Source organism: Flavobacterium psychrotrophum, assembly GCF_003403075.1.
In the GTDB taxonomy this organism is placed as follows: Bacteria; Bacteroidota; Bacteroidia; order Flavobacteriales; family Flavobacteriaceae; genus Flavobacterium; species Flavobacterium psychrotrophum.
This window is the reverse complement of the sequence record NZ_CP031557.1, coordinates 3,675,344-3,695,470: the sequence shown is the minus strand read 5'-3', so window position 1 is coordinate 3,695,470 and position 20,127 is coordinate 3,675,344. Positions and strand designations below refer to the sequence as shown.

Here is a 20,127-nt window from a genome sequence, read left to right as displayed (position 1 = left end):
AAATTAATAAAAAATAAGTTACTGTAAAAATTTGCCGCTTATAGAGTTGTTGTTCTGCACCATGTGCATTACCTCTGCAAACAGGCCAGAGCAGCTAACCACCCTTATTTTAGAAGTTTCCTTCTTAAGTGGTATACTGTCGGTAACAATAAGTTCCTTCAGTTGCGACCCTTCTATCTTTTCATAAGCGCCGCCGCTTAATATAGGGTGTGTACATATAGCGCGAACGCTTAGTGCACCTTTTTCCATCATCAGGTCGGCTGCTTTTGCAAGCGTACCACCGGTGTCTATCATGTCGTCTACCAGCACAATGTTCTTGCCGGTAACGTCGCCTATCAGCTCCATGGTCTCTATCTTATTAGCTTCTTTGCGCTGTTTGTAGCATATAACCACATCAGAACCTAAGAATTTAGAGTATGCATAAGCCCTTTTACTACCACCCATATCCGGAGAGGCTATGGTAAGATTTTCCAGGTTTAGCGATTTTATATACGGTACAAAGATGGTCGATGCAAACAGGTGGTCTACCGGTTTCTCAAAAAATCCTTGTATTTGGTCAGCGTGCAGGTCCATGGTCATGATCCTGGTAGCGCCGGCCGTTTCTAACAATTTTGCAACAAGCTTAGCCCCTATGGGTACACGTGGCTTGTCTTTCCTGTCCTGGCGTGCCCAGCCAAAGTAAGGTATTACGGCAGTTATGTGTCTTGCCGAAGCCCTTTTGGCTGCATCAATCATCAACAGCAGTTCCATAAGGTTATCCGCGCTGGGAAAGGTAGAGCATACTAAAAATACGCGTAAACCCCTTATAGACTCTTCAAAAGACGGCTGAAATTCGCCGTCGCTGTAATGCGAAAATGATACCTTGCCTAATGGAATACCATAATTAGCAGCAATTTTTTCTGCCAGGTATGTACTTTGAGAACAAGCAAATATCTTAGCTTCCGGTTCTAAATACGACATTTCAATATACTGTTTAGTAGTTAGTTAGTGTGTTGTGTTTCTAAACAGGGTGCAAATTTAGAAATTTAATTCAATACATTAGGTAAAAAGTGTTCTTATTTTCCTGAAATTAAATATTATTTTCTATTTTTGCAGCCGGAAAACATTCTATAAGTCGGGTTTGTTTTATATGCCTGGATGGCGGAATTGGTAGACGCGCGCGACTCAAACTCGCGTACTTCGGTGTGTGGGTTCGATTCCCACTCTAGGTACAAAGCCTCTCAGTAATGAGAGGCTTTTTTAGTTTTAAAGTTATTATCCTTTCAGGTGATTTCATATAGTAGTTAAAGGCAGATTTACTATTTTTGGGAAAACCGCCCCAACCATGAAATTCTTTTTGTTTGTTATCTCCGTTTTATACAACTGTTGTGTTTTTTCTCAAACTACCGATAGCATACCTCAAAAACATCAGGATCTTCCTGTGGCATACAAGCAAATGCATTACAGTTCAGATTACATATATGCACTTGATACCCATAATCAGCTTTTTGTTTGGCAGATGAATGGCGATACTTTGCGCACCCTAATATCTGATCAGGTTACAGCTTTAGCAAAAGACAAGCTCGGAAAAGTGTTTTGTTATAAGGCAGAGAAGGGTATTGCAGAGTTAAAAGGCATGCAAACAGATCCTTTTTTAAAAGACGCTGAATTAGGCACCGTGCACAGTGTTTTTTATGACAAAGAAAATCTTCCACTTTTCGCTACGTCACAAGGAATGATTTATAAAGGTATACTCAACAAACCTACAGATGCCTTGCGTTTCTATGAGTACCGTAGGCCAGGAGTGGTAAAACGTGCCGATTTTTATTATATGGATTCCGAAGAACATTTATGGATGATGTACGATCACGGTGAATTTGGTGCTTACAATGTAGTGTTTGATTTAAATACGCTTACATTTTATGAATACAGAAACTTTAGTGAAACATTTGATGATCGTAAAAGTTTAAGAATCAATAAAGAAAGAAAAGATAAGCTAAACCGCGAAATGCAGAAGGATAGTGCGTATGTGTTTTCTCTAAAAAATAAAAAGCGTTTAAGAGCTCATTACGATAATCCTCAATATGCCGGTAAAAGAACATTACTGGCAGATGCTACGCTAACCGGAAATTTAAAAGGGGTTGCTGAAAATGGTAAAGGAGAAGTAGTAATTACTGAAAGCCTCATGCATTTTTTTCTGGACGGATCGATTAAAGTTGGGAAAAAGATAAGCGGGGGAAATATAAGTTTACCGATTTGCCTAATTTACTTACGTATGATTATGAATATTTGTTTCCTGACCTGTTAGAATATGTGGGGCCGGTAACGTATAATGCTTTCGATAAACATTTTTATTTTTACACAAGCGAGGGCTTTTTCAGGTTAGATAAGAGTCTTTTTGGTAAATATTCTAAAACACTCATGATAAAGCCAGGGTTGTTGTGGCAGTCAGGTCAAAAAGCAGCTATAGGTTACCGCATGAATGTAATAGATTTTCAGTTTGTCGCTAAAAAAAGTTTCCTGTTTCTTATGGAAAAACGGGTAGGGTTTTATAATAATGGAATAATTACATGGTTTATATAGAGCATTATGTGTTATAAGGCGTGTCGTTTTTCTGCTGCTATTTTAGGTATTGCGTCTGGTTTTCTCTAAAATTTCCGATAGAAAATCCCTTACCTTAGCGTTTCCAAAACACATCCATTATTATGAGAACAAAACTTACTGCCCTTATGGGTATCTTCATATTTATTGCTACAAATGCCTTTGCACAAAAAGAACTGTATCACCTTAAATATGGTGCTGCTAAACAGCAACAGCTCGATCTTTTCCTTCCGAAGGATATCAATAAGAAAACACCGGTTGTTATTATGCTGCATGGAGGTGCATGGAGCATGGGTGGTAATGAATATACTGATAAGCATGCGCGCGACCTGCGCGATCGCGGTTTTGTAGTGGCTAATGTAGATTACCGATACGTAAGCGATTCGGTTCACTTGCTCCAATTGCTAGACGATATAGATAGCGCAGTACAGTATGTGCAGGACAATGCTAAAAAATATGGTTATACCCTTAAAGGTTTAAACCTTGTAGGTATTAGTGCCGGGGCACACCTTTCGCTAATGTACGGTTATGTAAGTAAACGAAAAGTAAGCAGTATTACCGCCATGTGCGCGCCTTCTATTTTTGATGCCGAAACTTTTTTACCGGGGCTGTACAAGCAGGGCAGGATAAAAATTCTTGAAGACCTTGCTAATGCCGGTTACAACCCCGCTGAGGGAGCTGACGTTAGTGCATTTGAAAATGTGAGCCCGTATTTCCATATTAGTAAAGTTCCGACTCAACTTATACATGGCGATAACGACGAACTTGTAGATTATCACCTATCGGTACGTTTTGAGGAAAAACTTAAGCAAATAAATGTGCCGTCTAATCTTATTATCCGCCCGGGTAAAGGACACGATGTGGGAATGAACAGCCCCGATACCGAAAAAATGAATATTGATGCTATGGAGGCATGGGTTAAGAAATGGGAGTAACAATTGTCGTTTTTGCTTATAGGTTTTTTGCGTATATTTGAAAAAAGATATGGCTGTAATTGATAAAAATATTGTAGATGCGTACTCAAATATGTTTGAGGGGCTAAGTGATGTTAATAAATTAGAGCTTTTGGAGCGCTTGGCTAAATCGTTAAAAAAACTTTCTACCAGTAAGAGAGAAGCTGCTTTTTATAAATCTTTTGGCGCTTTTGATGACGCTGCTAATGCAGAAGAAATTATAAAGGATATAAAAGATAACAGGCAATTTATTAATAAGGATATTTCTTTCTAGATGCGCTACTTAATCGATACCAGTATCTGCGTCTTTTTTTTAAGAGGCAAGCTTGATATAGATAGCATATTTAAGGCTAAGGGGCTTAAGAATTGTTACATATCTGAAATTACAGTTGCCGAGTTGCGCTTTGGAGCTGAAAATAGCCTTAATCCTTCTAAAAATCATGTTGCCGTAGATAGCTTTATAAATGGGCTGACTATTGTGCCTATTTATGGTAGCATTAAAAGGTATGCAACTGAAAAAGTTCGTTTGAGAAAAGCAGGGACACCAATGCATGACGAATTTGATTTATTGATTGGTGTAACAGCAGTAGAAAATGAACTCATCTTAGTTACGGATAATACCAAAGATTTTGTGAGACTTGAAGGAATTCATCTTGAAAATTGGTTTGAGGATACCATATAAGCATAATAATATTTTTTAATTTCAATGTTCGAAAACCGCAAAAGTACCCTATACGTCATCCTTGCCGGAATTTTTATTACCAATGCCGTTATTGCCGAACTCATTGGCGGAAAACTGATTAACATTGGGCCAATATTTGGGCAAGGGCCTTTTTTAATGAGTGTAGGCGTTGTGCCTTGGCCGGTTGTGTTTGTAACAACCGATCTTATTAACGAATACTTTGGGCAAAAAGGTGTACGCCGCCTTTCTGTAATTACGGCCTGCCTGCTTGCCTACTGTTTTATACTGCTGTATTTTGCCATGCAAATACCTGCCGCTAATGGCCCCGGCTGGGTTACCGATGCGCAGTTTACTGCTGTGTTTGGGCAAAGTATGTGGATTATTGTGGGTAGCATCACGGCCTTTATTATATCGCAGCTTATAGATGTAACGCTGTTTCACTTCTTTAAAAGAAAAACAGGCGAAAAAATGATATGGCTGCGCAGTACTGGTTCAACCGTTATTTCGCAATTCTTTGACTCTTTTATAGTACTTGGCATTGCGTTTTATGCCACAGGGAAAATGAGTTTTCCTATGTATATAGAGGCGGGTATTACAAACTATAGCGTAAAGCTTATTATTGCCATATTAATGACGCCGCTTATTTACCTTGGCCACTGGCTGATAGAGAAATATGTGCACAACCATAAACCTAACCAAATATAATTATGGACGATAAAATTCGCTGCGGCTGGTGCGGAACCGACCCGCTGTACCAAAAATACCACGATGAAGAGTGGGGTAGGCCGGTATATGATGACGAAACCTTGTTTGAGTTCCTGTTGCTTGAAACCTTTCAGGCGGGGCTTAGCTGGATAACCATATTGCGACGCCGCGAAACCTTTGCGCAGGCTTTTGAAAATTTTGATTATAAAAAGATAGCCAAGTATGGCGAGGAAGAAATTGAAAGGCTCATGGCAGATCCCGGCATCATACGTAATAAGCTTAAAGTGCATTCGGCTATTACAAATGCGCAGAATTTCATAAAAGTGCAGGAGGAGTTTGGTAGCTTTAGTAAATACTTTTGGGCTTTTACCGATGGTAAGCCTATAGATAATAAGGTAAACTCTTTAAGCGAAGTGCCTGCTACCACACCACTAAGCGACAAAATAAGTAAAGACCTTAAAAAGCGTGGCTTTAAATTTGTAGGCAGTACCATTATTTATGCACACATGCAGGCTACGGGTATGGTTAACGATCATGTGTCTAATTGCTGGGTAAAGCAATAATACATTATATAATTTATTTTATTAAAAAGCGTTTTATAGAGTAACCAACACTACTTTATGAAACGTTTTCTTTTATTTATACTGCTACTTTCGGCCTGTTTTTGTTTTGCTCAAAATCTTGAAAAAGACACCATACAACTCAAAGAAATTTTTGTTGGAAGTATACCGCCAAAGAAATCCAAAACCGTTAAGAAACGTTTTTCAGGAATATGTTCTTATTTTGGTTATGTGCATTACGGTTTCGAAAAGGTTAGCCTGGTTGCTGATATGCCCGAGGGGTATATTAGTTCGGTAACATTTAATTTTAACCATAAAGTAAGTGCTAAGAGTGCTTCATCTGATTTTAAGGATGTAGGTCTTGAGCTTGTTTTTTATGAGGTAACCCCGGCAGGTAGCCCCGGTGCTTTGATAGGGCAGCCGCTTTTGTTTACATTAAAAGGATCGCATACAGGAAAGTTAGAAATACCGGTGCCATATCCCATGGTTAAAAACCCCGGTAGTTTTTTTGTAGGCTTGCGCAGGGTAAGCCCCGGTGCACTAGATGACAAAGCAGATATGGAAGTGCATTGCCAATGCAGTGGAGACGGATACATTTCTTATCAGTATAATTCTAAGCTAAAGAATTGGGTGCGTTTAGACTACGCTTCGGCAACTTACAAAATGACAATAAAAGAAATCGTCTTGCCAGCTAAAAAAAAACAGGAATAGTAATATAAATGACCGCCAAACATCATTATGAAAAAATTGCTTGTAAGTACTCTAATGCTCTTAACCTGCTTTTGCTTTGGGCAAAATCTTGAAAAAGATACTATAAAGCTTCAGGAGGTTGCAATAAGCAACAAAAAACTAAAGACAAAATCAATACGCTATAGCACTTCATGTACTCATCATGAACATTTTGATTATAACAGCGAAATTGCAACGCTTGTAAATGCACTTCCGGCAGGTTACCTGCAATCAATACAGATTGATGTGAATAATATATTTTACAAAACCTCAATTACATTTAAGGATGTTGAAATGGAGTTTCTGTTTTATGAAGTTAATGCAGATGGCAGTCCGGGTAAACAACTACCGGCACGACATAAGTTTACAATCTCTGGCAACCAAAACGGTAAAATGATAGTTGATGTTTCTGGTTTATCTGTTTATAATCCGGGACAGGTTTATATATCTTTAAAAAGGATAACTCCGCCGGTACTTACAGAATATACGCGCGATAGCGAGATACATTTTGTGTGTGGCGACAAGAAAAAATATAGGGCTTACAGGCAGCGTTATAACCAGCCGGGATGGAGCGAAGCAAAACACTGCCAGGCATTAAAGATGGTTGTAAGGCAAACGGTATTGTAGTTTGCCGAAGTTTATAATTTAACTTCCTTCTTTAGCAATTTTCCTTCCTCATCATTTGGGTCGGCCTGTAGGGTATACACTTTATTTCCCTCCTTTATAATGCGCTTATCCATTTCTGCGCGGCTGGTACCCTCACATCCGGTAGTGATAAGAAACGGTGCTATTACCTGTTTCCATTTGTCGTTTTTAAAAGAATAGGTGGTCATGGTAAAAGTGCAACCATTCATAGGTGCCTGGCATAGCGATAGCTCTTCAGTGCCATCTCCATCAAGGTCGCCTTCATTAATCAGTATCAGCTCACAGCAACCGGCAGGTATGGTGGGTATGTTAGGGTCGTTAAAGGTAATACTGTAGATGGCGGCAGTACCGTCTTCGGCAGGGTTGCCATCGGTTTGGCGTATCAGAGTTGCCATTGCTGTTACTTCTTTGCCGGGAACAAATTTGCCTGTAACATATTCATCCGGATTTGCCGTAGTGCGCTCAGGGGCTATGGGCGTGCTGCCGTCTTCTTTTGTGTGTATTGGCAATTCGGTAGTAACAGTATCGCTATTTATGCTGTCGGTCAGGATATCGGTAGTTTTTGTTTCGTTTTTACAGGCGGTAAGTGCCAGTAATGCTATGAACAGAAGTTTTTTCATATAAAAGGTTTGGATCTCTGTAAAATTACAAAATTTATAAGGCAGACTCTAAAGTACTTGTGTTAAACCTGTACCCCTTCTAGATGAGGGGGTGTTAAGCAGTGTTTGTGGTTTTTTAAGTTAGAGGTGTTTTTTATTTAGGGGTGTAGTTTGTATATTTGCATGAAATTAAAATACACCGCCATGAAAATAGGGGTTCCTAAGGAAATAAAGAACAATGAAAGCCGGGTAGCCCTTACGCCGGGAGGGGTGTTTGAATTAGTAAATTACGGGCACGAAGTTTTTATACAGGAAACGGCCGGTATGGGGAGTGGTTTTTCTGATGAAGATTATCGCGAAGCAGGAGCCATAATGCTACCCAGTATTGAGGCTGTTTATGCCATGGGCGAGATGATCGTTAAAGTTAAAGAACCCATTCCGCAGGAATATCAGCTTATAAAACGAAACCAGGTTATTTTTACCTACTTCCACTTTGCGAGCAGCGAAAGCCTTACACGGGCCATGATTGCCAGTAAGGCGGTATGTATTGCTTACGAAACCGTAAAAGATGATGACGGCTCGTTGCCACTGCTTACGCCAATGAGCGAGGTTGCAGGGCGCATGGCCATACAACAAGGTGCTAAATATCTTGAAAAACCCATTAAGGGCCGTGGTGTATTGCTTGGCGGTGTACCGGGTGTACCGCCGGGCAAGGTACTGATTTTAGGTGCCGGGGTAGTAGGAGTTCAGGCTGCAAAAATGGCCGCAGGATTAGGTGCCCACGTTACCGTGCTTGATATTAATATGAAACGCCTGCGCTATATAAATGATGTAATGCCGCCACACGTGGTTACAGAGTATAGCAGTGTGTATAATATAAAACGACATATAAAAAACCACGACCTTATAATAGGTGCCGTACTGATACCGGGAGCTAAAGCGCCAAGGCTTATAACCCGTGCCATGCTTAAAGAAATGCGCCCCGGTACAGTGTTAGTAGATGTGGCAGTAGACCAGGGTGGCTGTTTTGAAACCACGCGCCCCACCACACACGAAGATCCTACTTATATTATAAACGACATAGTGCACTATTGTGTGGCAAATATGCCGGGCGCAGTGCCCTACACCAGTACGCTGGCACTTACTAATGTAACGCTGCCTTATGTGTTAAAGCTTGCCAACCTGGGCTGGGAAACCGCCTGCCGCGAATACCCTGACCTGGGCCGCGGACTTAATATTGTGAAAGGCGAAGTAATGATCGATGAGATACACGATGCTTTTCAAACCTCTTTAGTCTAGTTTGTTATTATTGTTATATTGTTTTTTTGTTTCTGTTTAAGAAGAAAGCCCGGAGACCTTTACAGGTTCCGGGCTTCTTTTGTTTTAAGCATGAAACTATTTGAACTTTTTTCCTATCAGGATACCAGCTGATAAATAATTAGGCTGACCAAGAAACGAATTTTTACCCAAAGGCGATACGCCTCTAATGTCTGCACCTACCTGAAATCCATTGTTAAAACTGTACTTGTATTGTAGGCCATAATTTTTTGAGGCAAAACTTTTCTTTTCGGCATATAAGTAATAACTGGAACTTATTGATATTACACCCTGGTTATAAACAACAGATTTTGTCATAATATAGTCAGTAGATGCTACAGACATATATCCTAAACCCGCATATGCCGACAAAAAATGGTGTTTATTGTTAATAACAGAAAAGTGTAAATTGGCAGCTATATTTTCTACTGCGGTTTTTGTTGACCACTGTGTTGGAGAGTCTGGATCAGTCTCTGTTTGCTGCTCCAAATAATCCGGAAAACTACTTCCTGAAGCATGTGATATATTGCCTTCAATAGTTATATATCGGTGGAGTTTATACTGATAACCGACTGCTACAGCGTAGCCATTAATATCGGTAAAGCTTGCTGTGTAGCCGCCTAAAGTGACAGAATTATTTTGATGTTTTGGTGCTTCCTGAGAAAATAGTAATAATGGAGCTATAATGCCTAAACAAGGCAGAATGAATTTAGTTTTCATTTGAAATATAATACTTAAGATTGGTGGTTGTTATTGCGTGCAATATAAATGAATATACACAATTACTATTTTCTTTAAAACTAAATTTAACAAATAGTTAAAACTCGAAGCTTCTCGATGTTTAAGAAGAAAGCCCGGAGACCTTTACAGGTTCCGGGCTTCTTTTATTTAAGTTTAGGACAGGTACTATTTAAAAGCGGCAAAGCCGGTAACATCCATACCTGTAATAAGCAAGTGGATGTCGTGTGTGCCCTCATAGGTAACCACACTTTCAAGATTCATCATATGGCGCATAATGCTGTATTCGCCGGTAATGCCCATGCCACCCAGCATTTGGCGCGCATCGCGTGCTATGGTAAGTGCCATGTCTACATTGTTTCGTTTAGCCATAGATATTTGCGCTGTAGTAGCTTTACCTTCGTTGCGCAATACGCCAAGCCTCCAGGTAAGCAGCTGTGCCTTGGTAATTTCGGTAATCATTTCGGCAAGTTTCTTCTGCTGAAGTTGTGTAGCGCCTATGGGTTTGTCAAACTGTATACGCTCTTTGCTGTAGCGCAGTGCAGTATCATAACAATCCATTGCAGCACCTATTGCACCCCATGCTATGCCGTAGCGTGCAGAATCTAGGCAGCCTAGCGGCGCACCCAGCCCACTTTTGTTAGGCAACAGGTTTTCTTTAGGAACTTTTACATTATCAAAAATCAGTTCGCCGGTTGCCGAAGCCCTAAGCGACCATTTGTTATGCGTTTCCGGTGTCGTAAAGCCTTCCATGCCACGCTCTACAACAAGCCCGTGTATGCGTCCGCTTTCATCTTTAGCCCATACTACTGCAATATCAGCAAACGGGGCATTAGATATCCACATCTTGGCACCATTAAGCAGGTAGTGGTCTCCTTTATCTTTAAAGTTGGTTACCATACCGCCGGGATTACTGCCATAATCAGGCTCGGTAAGGCCAAAACAGCCCATAAATTCGCCACTGGCAAGTTTAGGCAGGTATTTGTTGCGCTGCTCTTCGTTACCGTACTTCCATATCGGGTACATTACCAAAGATGATTGTACCGATGCTGTACTGCGCACGCCGCTGTCGCCGCGCTCTATTTCCTGCATAATAAGGCCATAGCTTATCTGGTCCAGGCCGGCACCACCATATTCTTCGGGTATGTAAGGGCCAAACGCGCCAATGTCGGCAAGGCCTTTAATAATTTGTGTAGGGAAGGCAGCCTTCTGGGCGTAGTCTTCTATAATGGGAGACACCTCACGCTTTACCCACTCGCGGGCAGCGTCGCGCACCATTTTATGTTCTTCGGTTAGAAGTTCGTCAAGTAAATAATAATCAGGAGCCTGAAAAAGATCTGGTTTCATTTGTTTGTGTTTATGACTAAAGCAAATGTAATTACATTTCTAACAAATGTGCAAAATTTTGTTGTGATTTTTATGTTTAATTGAAAGAAATCGTTGTTGACCGGGTTTGGGGTAATAAAGCAGCAATAAAATACGAATCATACAACTCGATTAAAATCATTTTTAATTGTTTAAAAGTGAGCCGGCATATTAAAATAATTCTTAATATTGTAATGCATTGCAATGTAGGGAGTAAGCTGAAAATCATTTATAAGAGTAGGCGCCAACCGGGGATTAAATACCAACTTAATCCTAAATTCTTAAATATTTTAAATCTTATGAAAACCAATCTGATTGGCAAACTCCTTATGTTTGCCCTAACTTCTATGTTGTTTTTCGTAGGATATTGCTGCTATGGGCAAAGTGTTACTATTGTTAATGTTGTAACCGGGCAGCCTGTTCCGTTTGCTACTGTAATTTTGAATCAGGATTTAAAAGTCACATCTGGTGCGTATAGCAATGAAGATGGCCAATTAACGATATTAGGTCACTATGATTTCTTAGAAATCAGTTGTATTGGATATGAGTCAAAGAAAGTTTTTATAGATGAGGTTAAAGAAGTAATCTTTTTAAAAGAAAAAACGTATCAGCTTGATGAAGTAATTATAAACAGTAATGTTAATCAAAAAGATTTGCTTGTAGGTTACTCAAAAGAAAAAAAGACTATGTTTTATGGTGTTTCTAAAGGGATAATTACTGCAGTTTATATAAAGAATTCTCATCAGGTAGCTGCAAGAATAAAATCATTTGTCTTTAACATACTTAAATGTAAACACAGATTTGCATGCAGGCTTCATTTTTACGAATTAGATTTGTTAACCGGTATTCCCGGAAAAGAGCTTTTAACTGACGACTTTGTTTTTTTTGTAGAAAAAGGAGAAAAGGGGGCAAAAGAAATTAATCTTTCAAAACTAAATTTAGTGTTCCCAAATGGAGGTGTATGCGTAGGTGTAGAAGGTTTAGGGGCTTGTGATGCAGAAGGTAATCTGTTGCCAATAGCCGCTTCTCTTCTTTTTGAATCGTTTATAAGTCAGGAAATGATATATTTTGAAAGGCCTGTGTTATTTAATAATAAGGGTTGGGATAATGTAAATAAAAGGGTTTTACATGATTATACTGAAGTGCTTAAAACAGAGGCGTCTTCTGATGCCTATAGGGTACCCTCTTTTGGGCTTACAATAAGCAGTGAGTAAAATATCTTTGGTTGTTGTAAACTTATACTATGTTGTATGTTGCTGTTTCAGTTCCTTGTAAAAAGTAAAGGATTAATTCGATTAAAGACACTTTTAATTGTTGAACGGGAAACCACCTTCAGGAAATAATTCTTAATATTGTAATGCATTGCAATGTAGGGAGTAAGCTGAAAATCCTTTATAAGAGTAGGCACCAACCGGGGATTAAATACCAACTTAATCCTTATTGTTTCTAAAAATTTTAATCTTATGAAAACCAATCTGATTGGCAAACTCACTATGTTTGCTTTAGCATCATTGCTATTTGTTTCCTGTTCAAATGAGGATAATGTACTCTCAGAAGATAGCCAGAGTGTTAATGTACTTGCAGCCCGTGGTGCTGCCGATTTTAATCCGGTACTTACGCGCTTATATGGCTCAACATACAGGCTTAGTACTCAGAGAGCCGTAAATGATGCAGGTGTTATATATAAAGTTACAGAAGTAACGCTGGCAGGTGCAACAAGGCCTAAAGGTTATATTGTTGAAACTCCTGATCAGGATCTTTATTATGAGTATGATGCAACAAGGGGTACTGCTACGGAGTTTGCTAAAACGAGCATTACGCCATTAGGTATTTATGATTTAACAAAAGATCCAAACTATAATCCTGTTACTTTTAACCCATATACGCCGCCAAGAGTAGGTGTTAGCAGATTTTGGGGTTGGGAGTGGACCGGGCAGGTTGGTTCTAACCTTTATCAGGGAAAACCTTGTTACAGGAAAATGACCAGAACATATTATGCGTTTTGGATAGGATTTAGTACTGTTGAAGATAATGATCCGGATCTTCATGTTCCGGCAGATTGTAATTCTACGGCTATCGTTGATGAACATCCAAACGGAGATTAATTAATGGGGCTGCTTAAGCAGCCCCACTTTTTTTATTATGAAAGTATATACATTATTTGTTCTTGTATTTCTTTGCTGCATGCAGCAGGCATTTCCCCAAACCGGTCTTTATGATAGTAATACAAAACAACCTATTGCCTATGCAAACATTATTGTAAAGATCAGGAAATATGGTACGAGCACAAATGAGCAGGGTATGTTTCCTGAAAAGGGGATAAAGGTATCAGACACCTTGACTATTTCTGCCTTAGGATACGCAAGCAAGAATGTAATTTATAGCCCGTCTACAGACAGTGTTTTTTTAAACCCCGCCGTCATACAACTGCGGGAGGTGGTTATAGCAAACCGCAAAGGCCAAAAAATTAAAGACGGTTTTTTGAAAGGAAAGTCGCCCATATATGAAAATATAACAGCCTTTGAGTCGGGTAAATTTTTTCCGCCTAAAGCCGTATATGCTGATTATCCTTATCTTGATGGTTTCTCTGTTGCTACATACAATAGTGTAAAGGGGCAGTATTTTAATGTTTCTATACGTGCTGTAGATAAAAACGGGCAGCCGGGCGATTATCTTTATAATAAAAATTTAGTATGCGAGGTAAAAAAAGGTAAACATGTTTTGCATGTAGACCTTGAAGGCCATAATATTAGATTGCCCGAAGATGGTTTTTACCTCCTGTTTGAACGTGTGTTTATAGGTAAAGTAGAAAAATGGTCTCCGCCAAATATTGCGCTGTACCCTAATCCTGAAAAGGGAGCACCAAGCTATCTTTGCGGTATTAATGAAGATGGTACTGCTTTTGAATGGGACAAAACTGTGCCGCATTACACCATGGCTATAGAACTTGAACTAAGCAATTAAATTTACGATGAAATTAAATACATTCCTTTTAATTTTCTTGATTTGCTGCTGCCATCAGGCATTTGCGCAGACCGGTATTTATGATAGTAAAACAAGGCAACCTATAGCATATGCACACGTTCTTGTAAAAAGCAGGGCTTTTGGCACGAGTACAAATGAGCAGGGCAAATTTCCGTTAAGAGGTGTAAAGGAGCAAGATACCCTAACTATTAGCGCTACACATTATGCGGTTAAAAAAATAGCCTATACAAAACAACTGGACAGTATCTTTTTAAATAATAATGCCACACTACATCCGGCTGTACAATTAGAAAGTCGCAAGGGCAGTACGGTTAAAGAAAGTTTTTTGCTAACAGGTGATGAGATGTCTGAACCTGGTTTGCTTTTTGAAGTTAATGACCAGATTACAGGGCAGTACTTTGCACCCCGACCGCTGTATAAAGATAACCCTTATCTGCAGGGACTCTCGGTAAAAGTATTCAGTACCAGAAAAAAACAGTGTTTAAATGTTATTATCAGGGCTGTAGGTAAAGACGGTAAACCGGGTGATTATGTTTATGATAAGAATATTCTTTGCGAAATTAAAGAAGATGGCCCGCATACAGTGCGCATAGACCTGGCTAAATTAAAGATACAGTTACCGCCCGATGGGTTTTTTATCTCTTTTGCAAAAGTGGTGCGCAAGCGGTCTGATGCTAAGAGTTTGGTGTATGTTTCTACGGCTCTTAATCCTGTGCGTGGCAATCCTAAATACAGTGCATATACCGTGCGCGCAGATGATTCGGGCTTTAAGTGGATTGATTATAAAAATTACACGGTGATGATAGAGCTTGAGCTGGGCAATTGATGTAGCAGAAATACTACATTGTCAATAAAGAAAATACACCTGTATTTTTTGATGATTTTAGAATATTTGCTGTGATTTTTATTTTTAAATTAAAAATTACCAAGCAATGGTTGTTTTACGTTGAAATCGCTTTATTTTGCAGTAAACCAATCTTTTTATGAAGTTTCAAATCATATTGTTATTCTTTTTTTCGGTAATTGTAAAAGCACAAACCGTAACCATTTTAGATGCTAATACCCGCCAACCTGTTTCTTTTGCTACGCTCCTATTAAAACAGGGCGGCAAAATTGTTTTTGGTACCTATGCTTCAGAAAATGGTACTGTGGTATTTAGTAAAGTAGATTTTGATGTTGCAGAGGTGTCCTGTATAGGTTACAAAACTGTTTTTATAGCTAAGGATGATTTAAAAAACAGTATACTGCTTGCTAAAGATGCCATAGCTCTTAAAGAGGTTGTTATTACAAAGAAAATAAAACCATCTAAACCGGTTGCCTTGGGATATTTAAAGACAAAAAGAACCATTGAGGTAATGGCCATGCAGGGGGCAGAAGTCGTGGTGTTTATCCCTAATCCGGCAAATGAACCAAGAGCTATAGAGTCGTTTACTTATAAGGGGTATACCGTTGAGGGTTATAAATTTGCGTTCAGGTTACATTTTTATAAAATAGATACTGCTACACAAGAGCCCGGCGAAGAGCTTGCGCACGAGGATATTGTAAGATATGTAGATAATAAATCTAAAAGGTTTGTTGAAACTAATGTAACCGAATATGGCGTGATTATGCCTGCCGATGGTGTATATGCGGGTATAGAATGGCTAAGTTGTACAGATCCTGATGGAGTAGTAGCGGGCGAAAAAGATTATAAATGGTATAATAGCAATGTAGAGTACACAGATGATGAAGCGATAACTACTTATTGCAGGCAAAGGCTTGGAGATGCTAAGTGGATAAAGACTTCTAAAGGGCACAATGCTGCTTATGGTATAAAAGTAGCTGCGCAGTAATTACATTTTCAGATAAAAATCTTTAGTAAGTGCAATATACTCATCAGTATATTGATGGCGAGCTGTTTCTATAATCAGCTCATCTGTGATGATATCTGTAGCTTCAGCACGGCTAAACGCCATTATGCTGCGTTTTATATCGCTTTCCGGAGTGCCTTTTACGTATGTAATTTTAAAAGGGAACAAGCCTTCTTCGCGGCAAAGTGCAATAAAACGTGCTTCTTCTTTAAAAGGTAGTATTACAGCCAGTACGCCGTTTTCGCTCAATAGCAGGGCGGCTGCTTCGGCCAGATCTTCAAAGGGTAATGAGGCTTCAAAACGGGCTGCATCGCGCTGTTCGTTTCCGCTCGTGTAATCTTCGGTATAAAAAGGGGGATTGCTAACAATCAGGTCATATTCATCTTCGGGCTCTTCCATAAATTCATCCAGCCCGGCATGGTAGCAAAACAGCCTATCGCCCCATGGGGAGTTTTCAAAATTATCTACACATTGCTCGTAAGCAGCGTCATCAATTTCCAGGGCATCTATCTGTTCGGCAAAACTACGCTGTGCCAGCATAAGGGCTATAAGCCCGGTTCCTGCACCAATATCCAGTATGCTGTAGGGATTATGTGTTACAGGTGCCCATGCGCCAAGCAATACACCATCGGTACCTACCTTCATGGCACATTTATCCTGCTGAATGTTGAATTGCTTAAACTGGAACAAATTATTATTCTGAATTTTGAATGATAAATTTTAAATTATTGGAAGCCTCTAAAACCTTGTACGGTATAAAGTGCAACAACTTTCAAAAAACCTGAAACCTGAAACCAAAAACCTACTCTAAGTAAAGATCAACCAGTCCTTCGGGAGTATCTAAGAAAATGGTTTTATTTTCGCGGTCTACCTTTACAATAAAGTGATCTATCATGGGTACAAGTATCTCAATATCGCCTTTTTTAATTTCAAAAAGAGCTTGTGATGAGGTGTCGTTTATGCCTACAATATTACCTATGTCGCCCAGGCGTTTGTCTGAAGCGGTAAAGCCTATGATTTCGTGAAAGTAAAATTTGTCGCCTTCAAGTTTTGGCAACATGGTAAGGGGGAGGTAAACACCGCAACCCATAATTCTATCAGCATCTTCTTCACTTTCCATGTCTTCGAACTTAATGCGCAGGAAGTCATTTTTGTGTATACGGCTGCTAACAATAAAAAATGGAACCAGGTGTTTGTTTATTTCAACAAACACCGATTCCATATCTTCATAGTACCCAGGGTCGTCAGTATCCAGCCAGGCTAGTACTTCTCCCTTGTAACTAAATTTTTTGGCGATCTTGCCTAAATAGAAACAATCTTCTTTACGCATAGCGCCAATTTAAATTAAGCTTGGGTTTCTTCTGTTGATTCTTCAGAAGCAGTTTCTTCAGATGTAGCTTCTTCAGCAGCAGGAGCGGCAGCAGCAATTGCATCGGCTTCAGCTTGCTTTGCAGCAGCAATACGGTCTTCGTTAACTTTTTTCTCAGCGTCAAGTGCTTTAGCTTTAGCATCAGCTTTAGCTGTAGAAAGGTCACCTTTCTTAGCGTCAACTTTACCTGCTTTTTCATCTTGCCATTTAGCCAGTTTTTCGTCAGCCTGCTCTTGTGTAAGTGCACCTTTACGCACACCGCCATCAAGGTGGTGCTTAAGTAGAGCGCCTTTGTAAGAAAGGATAGCCCTTGCAGTATCTGTAGGCTGAGCACCGTTATGTAGCCACTGAGCAGCTTCATTAACATCCAGTTCTATAGTTGCAGGGTTAGTGTTTGGATTGTAAGTTCCTAGTTTTGCAAGGAATTTACCATCTCTTTTAGAACGGCTGTCAGCCGCTACAACCCAGTAAAAAGGTTTTCCTTTTTTACCGTGTCTTTGTAATCTGATTTTTACAGGCATCTTTGTAGATATTGTGGGGTTCTCGACCCCGTTAATTTTAGCGTGCAAATATATAAAAGATTATTGTATAAATATCGCAAAATCGGTATTTTATGATTTTTACTGTTACAGTAAATTCAAAATATTAAATTTTGTTGTGATTTATTTCTTTTTGATTAGGATATATTCTATAAAAAACTATTTTTGTCGTTGTAAATTTGAGTTACCCCTTCTAAGTATATAATAATGAAAAAATTTTTGTCACTTTTAGTGTTAATGACGGCTTTGAGCTCTTGTGAGGAAGATGTTAAATTTAATAATCCCGCAGTACAAGGGTTTAAAAATAATGAACTTTGGAAGGCCGAAGACTTTACCGCTACCCTTACAGATGGTGGTACAGCGCTTACCGTAGTGGCAAATAATGGCTTTGAAACACTTACATTACACACTGTTGCTTTTGATGCCGGTGTTTATACACTTGGAGAAGGCTCTTCTAATACTGCTGCTTTTGAGTTTAGTGCAGACGGTATTACAGAAGATTATACTACAAATGTAAAGAATGGTGGTGGTGAAATAAGAATTAGTGAAGACCCGCGTGAAACAGATCTTTCAAAAGGTTTTATTACGGGTAGGTTTAAATTTCTTGCAAAAGACAGTGCCGGTACTGAGTTATCTTTTATAAACGGATATTTTTATAAAGTACGTGTTACTGCGGTTCCGTAAGGTTCAGTTGTTTACGTTTAGAATATAAAACTCCTGCCAACTGGCAGGAGTTTTTTTTATGATATGCAAGGGTGTAAATATTAAAATTTTATTAAATTAAAAATAAATCCCGTATTGTAATTAAATAAAGCTACATTTGTAAATAGCCTGTAGTTATATTATCAGGCAGGGAGTAGTTAGACACCTATGCAAACAATTAATTAGTTTTTATGAACATTTTCGTTGGAAGCCTTCCATTCAGTTTGGGCGAGGCAGATTTAAAAGAGTCTTTTGAGGCTTATGGACCGGTAGATTCTGTAAAAATCATTACAGATAAAGTTACAGGTAGGAGTAAAGGGTTTGGATTTGTAGAAATGCCAAACGACGAAGAAGCCCAAAGAGCAATCGATGAGCTGAATGGCGCTACTGTTGGCGGCAGAACAATTGTTGTTAACCAGAGCGAAGCAAGGCCACAACAGCCAAAAAGAAGCTTCAGCAACAACCGCGGTGGTGGTTTTGGTGGTGGAGATCGTAACGGCGGCCGTAGTGGTGGTGGTTACGGTGGAGGCGATCGCAATGGCGGTGGCGGATACAACCGTGGCGGAAGCGGTAGCTATGGCGGTGGAGACCGTGGTAGTCGTTACTAAGAAAAAGAAAAATACACAATATATATTTTTATACCGGCTTTATGCCGGTTTTTTTGTGTGTTTAAGCGATTTATGTCGCTTTTTTAAGAGGTTAAATTTATGGTGTTGTAATTTGGTTTCTTATACACACCAATCAAAACAATGTTTACCCTAAAAAAATCAAAATATGCTACTCAGAAATTTTATTGCTTGTTTACTGCTTGTTTTAAATATTGCTGCAAATGCCCAGGAATTAAAATGGATACCTTTTGAATGGACCGGCGAAACGATCTCAGGAAAGTATTTCGACAAGTTTTCTATAGCCGTTCCTGTTAAAATAGATAATATCCCGGCTAATTTTAATATGCAATTTGACTTAGGCGCAGTTAAAACGGTTATTTACGGAAACGCTGTTCAGCCCTATTTAGATGCTTACCCCGGGCTGAAAAATAAAATAGACTCTTCAAAAAAGTTTTTAATTCAGGGAGAAGAAAATCCGGTGTTCACTAATATGGCACTACAAATGGGGCCTGTTTCTTTTAGGATATTGAAATTGGTTATTTTAAAAATTTTGGAAGTAAAATAGACAAGGATTCTCTACACTCAGGTACTGCAAAACATATCGGAACAATTGGCCCTGACCTGTTTCAGAATAAAGTTTTAATAATAGATTACCCGAAAAAAAGGATTGCTATTTGCGAAGAAATACCTAGGCAATATAAAAAAGCAATATTTAAACCTTTTAAAAGTGATGATGGCAGGCCAAAAATACCGCTGCTTATAAATGGTAAAACTGAAGATGTAATGTTTGATACCGGTTCGAGTATTTTTACAGTAACAACAACAAAAATAAATGCACTTCAAACGGCAAAGCCAGAGGTTGTAGATTCTTTAAGCGTGTCAAGTTGGGGTAAGCAAATAAACTTTTACGGTGTCAGGGCAAAGCTGCCAATAAAATTTGGCGATAAAACGCTCAATGGTTCTGTCGTGTACTATGATGAGCAGGAAACATTTCAGGACTTTTATAAATTTGTGAAAATCTGGGGTCTGGCAGGTAATGTTTTCTTTCTTCAAAACACAGTTATAATTGATTATAAAAATAAAACTTTTGGGGTGTTGTAGCTTTAAAGCCATCCAAAGAGGCTTTCAGGGGTGTTGGTTACAACTTCGGAATTAACAAATTACCGTATTACCATATAGCCAAAAAACTCGTACTTTTGTA

26 protein-coding genes and 1 tRNA gene are annotated in these 20,127 nt (G+C 39.1%); 20 read left to right on the top strand and 7 right to left on the bottom strand.

The annotated features are described in order from the left end of the window. Window positions 1–18: 18 nt before the first annotated feature. Window positions 19–960 (bottom strand): ribose-phosphate pyrophosphokinase, encoded by a 942-nt coding sequence (locus tag DYH63_RS15925; protein ID WP_116789733.1) that lies wholly within the window; start codon window positions 958–960, stop codon window positions 19–21. A gap of 171 nt (window positions 961–1,131) precedes the next feature. On the opposite strand from DYH63_RS15925, the gene DYH63_RS15920 reads away from it, so the two are divergent. From DYH63_RS15920 to DYH63_RS15875, 10 genes are all read left to right on the top strand, one after another. Next, window positions 1,132–1,211, top strand: a tRNA-Leu gene (locus DYH63_RS15920). A 113-nt stretch (window positions 1,212–1,324) separates the two neighbouring features. Beyond that, window positions 1,325–2,287 (top strand): hypothetical protein, encoded by a 963-nt coding sequence (locus DYH63_RS15915; RefSeq protein ID WP_116789732.1) that lies wholly within the window; start codon window positions 1,325–1,327, stop codon window positions 2,285–2,287. After that, window positions 2,236–2,562: a hypothetical protein gene (locus DYH63_RS15910; RefSeq protein ID WP_162927059.1), complete on the top strand. Its 327-nt coding sequence runs from the start codon at window positions 2,236–2,238 to the stop codon at window positions 2,560–2,562. Before DYH63_RS15915 ends, DYH63_RS15910 begins: the two co-directional genes overlap by 52 nt. 122 nt (window positions 2,563–2,684) lie before the next feature. After that, window positions 2,685–3,515 carry an alpha/beta hydrolase gene (locus tag DYH63_RS15905; RefSeq protein ID WP_116789730.1) on the top strand — a complete coding sequence of 277 codons (831 nt, stop codon included), beginning with the start codon at window positions 2,685–2,687 and terminating at the stop codon, window positions 3,513–3,515. Window positions 3,516–3,564: 49 nt separating this feature from the next. Beyond that, window positions 3,565–3,807 (top strand): hypothetical protein, encoded by a 243-nt coding sequence (locus DYH63_RS15900; protein ID WP_116789729.1) that lies wholly within the window; start codon window positions 3,565–3,567, stop codon window positions 3,805–3,807. After that, complete coding sequence (locus DYH63_RS15895) at window positions 3,808–4,215, top strand: type II toxin-antitoxin system VapC family toxin (RefSeq protein WP_116789728.1); 408 nt, start codon at window positions 3,808–3,810, stop codon at window positions 4,213–4,215. Between the two features lie 24 nt (window positions 4,216–4,239). Further along, window positions 4,240–4,920, top strand: coding sequence for a queuosine precursor transporter (locus DYH63_RS15890; protein WP_116789727.1), 681 nt, complete (start codon window positions 4,240–4,242; stop codon window positions 4,918–4,920). A gap of 2 nt (window positions 4,921–4,922) precedes the next feature. Further along, window positions 4,923–5,483, top strand: coding sequence for a DNA-3-methyladenine glycosylase I (locus DYH63_RS15885; protein ID WP_116789726.1), 561 nt, complete (start codon window positions 4,923–4,925; stop codon window positions 5,481–5,483). A 57-nt stretch (window positions 5,484–5,540) separates the two neighbouring features. After that, a complete protein-coding gene (locus DYH63_RS15880) occupies window positions 5,541–6,191 on the top strand; it encodes a hypothetical protein (protein ID WP_116789725.1) in 651 nt (216 codons plus the stop codon). 27 nt (window positions 6,192–6,218) lie between these two features. Beyond that, the gene (locus DYH63_RS15875; protein WP_162927058.1) at window positions 6,219–6,836 is read left to right on the top strand and encodes a hypothetical protein; all 618 of its coding nucleotides are present in this window, start codon (window positions 6,219–6,221) and stop codon (window positions 6,834–6,836) included. A gap of 11 nt (window positions 6,837–6,847) precedes the next feature. Here the strand turns inward: DYH63_RS15875 and DYH63_RS15870 are convergent, their stop codons facing one another. Continuing rightward, on the bottom strand, window positions 6,848–7,474 hold the full coding sequence (locus DYH63_RS15870) for a hypothetical protein (RefSeq protein WP_116789723.1): 627 nt from the start codon (window positions 7,472–7,474) through the stop codon (window positions 6,848–6,850). Between the two features lie 183 nt (window positions 7,475–7,657). On the opposite strand from DYH63_RS15870, the gene ald reads away from it, so the two are divergent. Beyond that, window positions 7,658–8,752, top strand: a complete 1,095-nt coding sequence (gene ald / locus DYH63_RS15865; RefSeq protein WP_116789722.1) for an alanine dehydrogenase — start codon at window positions 7,658–7,660, stop codon at window positions 8,750–8,752. Window positions 8,753–8,848: 96 nt separating this feature from the next. On the opposite strand, the gene DYH63_RS15860 is transcribed toward ald, so the two are convergent. Beyond that, complete coding sequence (locus DYH63_RS15860) at window positions 8,849–9,490, bottom strand: hypothetical protein (protein ID WP_116789721.1); 642 nt, start codon at window positions 9,488–9,490, stop codon at window positions 8,849–8,851. A 186-nt stretch (window positions 9,491–9,676) separates the two neighbouring features. After that, window positions 9,677–10,855 (bottom strand): acyl-CoA dehydrogenase family protein, encoded by a 1,179-nt coding sequence (locus DYH63_RS15855; protein ID WP_116789720.1) that lies wholly within the window; start codon window positions 10,853–10,855, stop codon window positions 9,677–9,679. A gap of 80 nt (window positions 10,856–10,935) precedes the next feature. On the opposite strand from DYH63_RS15855, the gene DYH63_RS15850 reads away from it, so the two are divergent. The 5 genes from DYH63_RS15850 to DYH63_RS15830 all read left to right on the top strand — a co-directional run bounded on the left by DYH63_RS15850 (window position 10,936) and on the right by DYH63_RS15830 (window position 15,690). Then, window positions 10,936–12,087 (top strand): peptidase associated/transthyretin-like domain-containing protein, encoded by a 1,152-nt coding sequence (locus DYH63_RS15850; RefSeq protein ID WP_116789719.1) that lies wholly within the window; start codon window positions 10,936–10,938, stop codon window positions 12,085–12,087. 249 nt (window positions 12,088–12,336) lie between these two features. After that, window positions 12,337–12,978, top strand: coding sequence for a hypothetical protein (locus tag DYH63_RS15845; RefSeq protein WP_116789718.1), 642 nt, complete (start codon window positions 12,337–12,339; stop codon window positions 12,976–12,978). 37 nt (window positions 12,979–13,015) lie between these two features. Next, window positions 13,016–13,837 (top strand): carboxypeptidase-like regulatory domain-containing protein, encoded by an 822-nt coding sequence (locus DYH63_RS15840; protein ID WP_116789717.1) that lies wholly within the window; start codon window positions 13,016–13,018, stop codon window positions 13,835–13,837. A 7-nt stretch (window positions 13,838–13,844) separates the two neighbouring features. Further along, a complete protein-coding gene (locus tag DYH63_RS15835) occupies window positions 13,845–14,684 on the top strand; it encodes a carboxypeptidase-like regulatory domain-containing protein (RefSeq protein WP_116789716.1) in 840 nt (279 codons plus the stop codon). Window positions 14,685–14,841: 157 nt separating this feature from the next. Next, window positions 14,842–15,690, top strand: coding sequence for a peptidase associated/transthyretin-like domain-containing protein (locus DYH63_RS15830; protein ID WP_116789715.1), 849 nt, complete (start codon window positions 14,842–14,844; stop codon window positions 15,688–15,690). On the opposite strand, the gene DYH63_RS15825 is transcribed toward DYH63_RS15830, so the two are convergent. From DYH63_RS15825 to DYH63_RS15815, 3 genes are all read right to left on the bottom strand, one after another. Continuing rightward, window positions 15,691–16,398 carry a tRNA1(Val) (adenine(37)-N6)-methyltransferase gene (locus DYH63_RS15825; RefSeq protein ID WP_116789714.1) on the bottom strand — a complete coding sequence of 236 codons (708 nt, stop codon included), beginning with the start codon at window positions 16,396–16,398 and terminating at the stop codon, window positions 15,691–15,693. Between the two features lie 112 nt (window positions 16,399–16,510). Continuing rightward, window positions 16,511–17,038: a ribosome maturation factor RimM gene (rimM, locus tag DYH63_RS15820; protein ID WP_116789713.1), complete on the bottom strand. Its 528-nt coding sequence runs from the start codon at window positions 17,036–17,038 to the stop codon at window positions 16,511–16,513. 14 nt (window positions 17,039–17,052) lie between these two features. Next, the gene (locus DYH63_RS15815) at window positions 17,053–17,598 is read right to left on the bottom strand and encodes a 30S ribosomal protein S16 (protein WP_116790867.1); all 546 of its coding nucleotides are present in this window, start codon (window positions 17,596–17,598) and stop codon (window positions 17,053–17,055) included. Between the two features lie 225 nt (window positions 17,599–17,823). On the opposite strand from DYH63_RS15815, the gene DYH63_RS15810 reads away from it, so the two are divergent. From DYH63_RS15810 to DYH63_RS21510, 4 genes are all read left to right on the top strand, one after another. Continuing rightward, complete coding sequence (locus tag DYH63_RS15810) at window positions 17,824–18,300, top strand: DUF6252 domain-containing protein (protein WP_162927057.1); 477 nt, start codon at window positions 17,824–17,826, stop codon at window positions 18,298–18,300. 209 nt (window positions 18,301–18,509) lie between these two features. Beyond that, the gene (gene rbp / locus DYH63_RS15805) at window positions 18,510–18,926 is read left to right on the top strand and encodes an RNA-binding regulator (RefSeq protein ID WP_116789711.1); all 417 of its coding nucleotides are present in this window, start codon (window positions 18,510–18,512) and stop codon (window positions 18,924–18,926) included. A gap of 166 nt (window positions 18,927–19,092) precedes the next feature. Continuing rightward, complete coding sequence (locus DYH63_RS21515) at window positions 19,093–19,491, top strand: hypothetical protein (protein ID WP_205528260.1); 399 nt, start codon at window positions 19,093–19,095, stop codon at window positions 19,489–19,491. Window positions 19,492–19,709: 218 nt separating this feature from the next. Beyond that, a complete protein-coding gene (locus DYH63_RS21510) occupies window positions 19,710–20,027 on the top strand; it encodes a hypothetical protein (RefSeq protein WP_205528259.1) in 318 nt (105 codons plus the stop codon). Window positions 20,028–20,127 lie beyond the last annotated feature (100 nt).

What these genes read in the sequence shown, in the direction of transcription:
- DYH63_RS15925 (WP_116789733.1), bottom strand. Translation starts at nt 960, where the DNA reads ATGTCGTATTTAGAACCGGAAGCTAAGATATTTGCTTGTTCTCAAAGT.
- DYH63_RS15915 (WP_116789732.1), top strand. Translation starts at nt 1,325, where the DNA reads ATGAAATTCTTTTTGTTTGTTATCTCCGTTTTATACAACTGTTGTGTT.
- DYH63_RS15905 (WP_116789730.1), top strand. Translation starts at nt 2,685, where the DNA reads ATGAGAACAAAACTTACTGCCCTTATGGGTATCTTCATATTTATTGCT.
- DYH63_RS15900 (WP_116789729.1), top strand. Translation starts at nt 3,565, where the DNA reads ATGGCTGTAATTGATAAAAATATTGTAGATGCGTACTCAAATATGTTT.
- DYH63_RS15895 (WP_116789728.1), top strand. Translation starts at nt 3,808, where the DNA reads ATGCGCTACTTAATCGATACCAGTATCTGCGTCTTTTTTTTAAGAGGC.
- DYH63_RS15890 (WP_116789727.1), top strand. Translation starts at nt 4,240, where the DNA reads ATGTTCGAAAACCGCAAAAGTACCCTATACGTCATCCTTGCCGGAATT.
- DYH63_RS15885 (WP_116789726.1), top strand. Translation starts at nt 4,923, where the DNA reads ATGGACGATAAAATTCGCTGCGGCTGGTGCGGAACCGACCCGCTGTAC.
- DYH63_RS15880 (WP_116789725.1), top strand. Translation starts at nt 5,541, where the DNA reads ATGAAACGTTTTCTTTTATTTATACTGCTACTTTCGGCCTGTTTTTGT.
- DYH63_RS15875 (WP_162927058.1), top strand. Translation starts at nt 6,219, where the DNA reads ATGAAAAAATTGCTTGTAAGTACTCTAATGCTCTTAACCTGCTTTTGC.
- DYH63_RS15870 (WP_116789723.1), bottom strand. Translation starts at nt 7,474, where the DNA reads ATGAAAAAACTTCTGTTCATAGCATTACTGGCACTTACCGCCTGTAAA.
- ald (WP_116789722.1), top strand. Translation starts at nt 7,658, where the DNA reads ATGAAAATAGGGGTTCCTAAGGAAATAAAGAACAATGAAAGCCGGGTA.
- DYH63_RS15860 (WP_116789721.1), bottom strand. Translation starts at nt 9,490, where the DNA reads ATGAAAACTAAATTCATTCTGCCTTGTTTAGGCATTATAGCTCCATTA.
- DYH63_RS15855 (WP_116789720.1), bottom strand. Translation starts at nt 10,855, where the DNA reads ATGAAACCAGATCTTTTTCAGGCTCCTGATTATTATTTACTTGACGAA.
- DYH63_RS15845 (WP_116789718.1), top strand. Translation starts at nt 12,337, where the DNA reads ATGAAAACCAATCTGATTGGCAAACTCACTATGTTTGCTTTAGCATCA.
- DYH63_RS15840 (WP_116789717.1), top strand. Translation starts at nt 13,016, where the DNA reads ATGAAAGTATATACATTATTTGTTCTTGTATTTCTTTGCTGCATGCAG.
- DYH63_RS15835 (WP_116789716.1), top strand. Translation starts at nt 13,845, where the DNA reads ATGAAATTAAATACATTCCTTTTAATTTTCTTGATTTGCTGCTGCCAT.
- DYH63_RS15830 (WP_116789715.1), top strand. Translation starts at nt 14,842, where the DNA reads ATGAAGTTTCAAATCATATTGTTATTCTTTTTTTCGGTAATTGTAAAA.
- rimM (WP_116789713.1), bottom strand. Translation starts at nt 17,038, where the DNA reads ATGCGTAAAGAAGATTGTTTCTATTTAGGCAAGATCGCCAAAAAATTT.
- DYH63_RS15815 (WP_116790867.1), bottom strand. Translation starts at nt 17,598, where the DNA reads ATGCCTGTAAAAATCAGATTACAAAGACACGGTAAAAAAGGAAAACCT.
- DYH63_RS15810 (WP_162927057.1), top strand. Translation starts at nt 17,824, where the DNA reads ATGAAAAAATTTTTGTCACTTTTAGTGTTAATGACGGCTTTGAGCTCT.
- rbp (WP_116789711.1), top strand. Translation starts at nt 18,510, where the DNA reads ATGAACATTTTCGTTGGAAGCCTTCCATTCAGTTTGGGCGAGGCAGAT.
- DYH63_RS21515 (WP_205528260.1), top strand. Translation starts at nt 19,093, where the DNA reads ATGCTACTCAGAAATTTTATTGCTTGTTTACTGCTTGTTTTAAATATT.
- DYH63_RS21510 (WP_205528259.1), top strand. Translation starts at nt 19,710, where the DNA reads ATGTTTGATACCGGTTCGAGTATTTTTACAGTAACAACAACAAAAATA.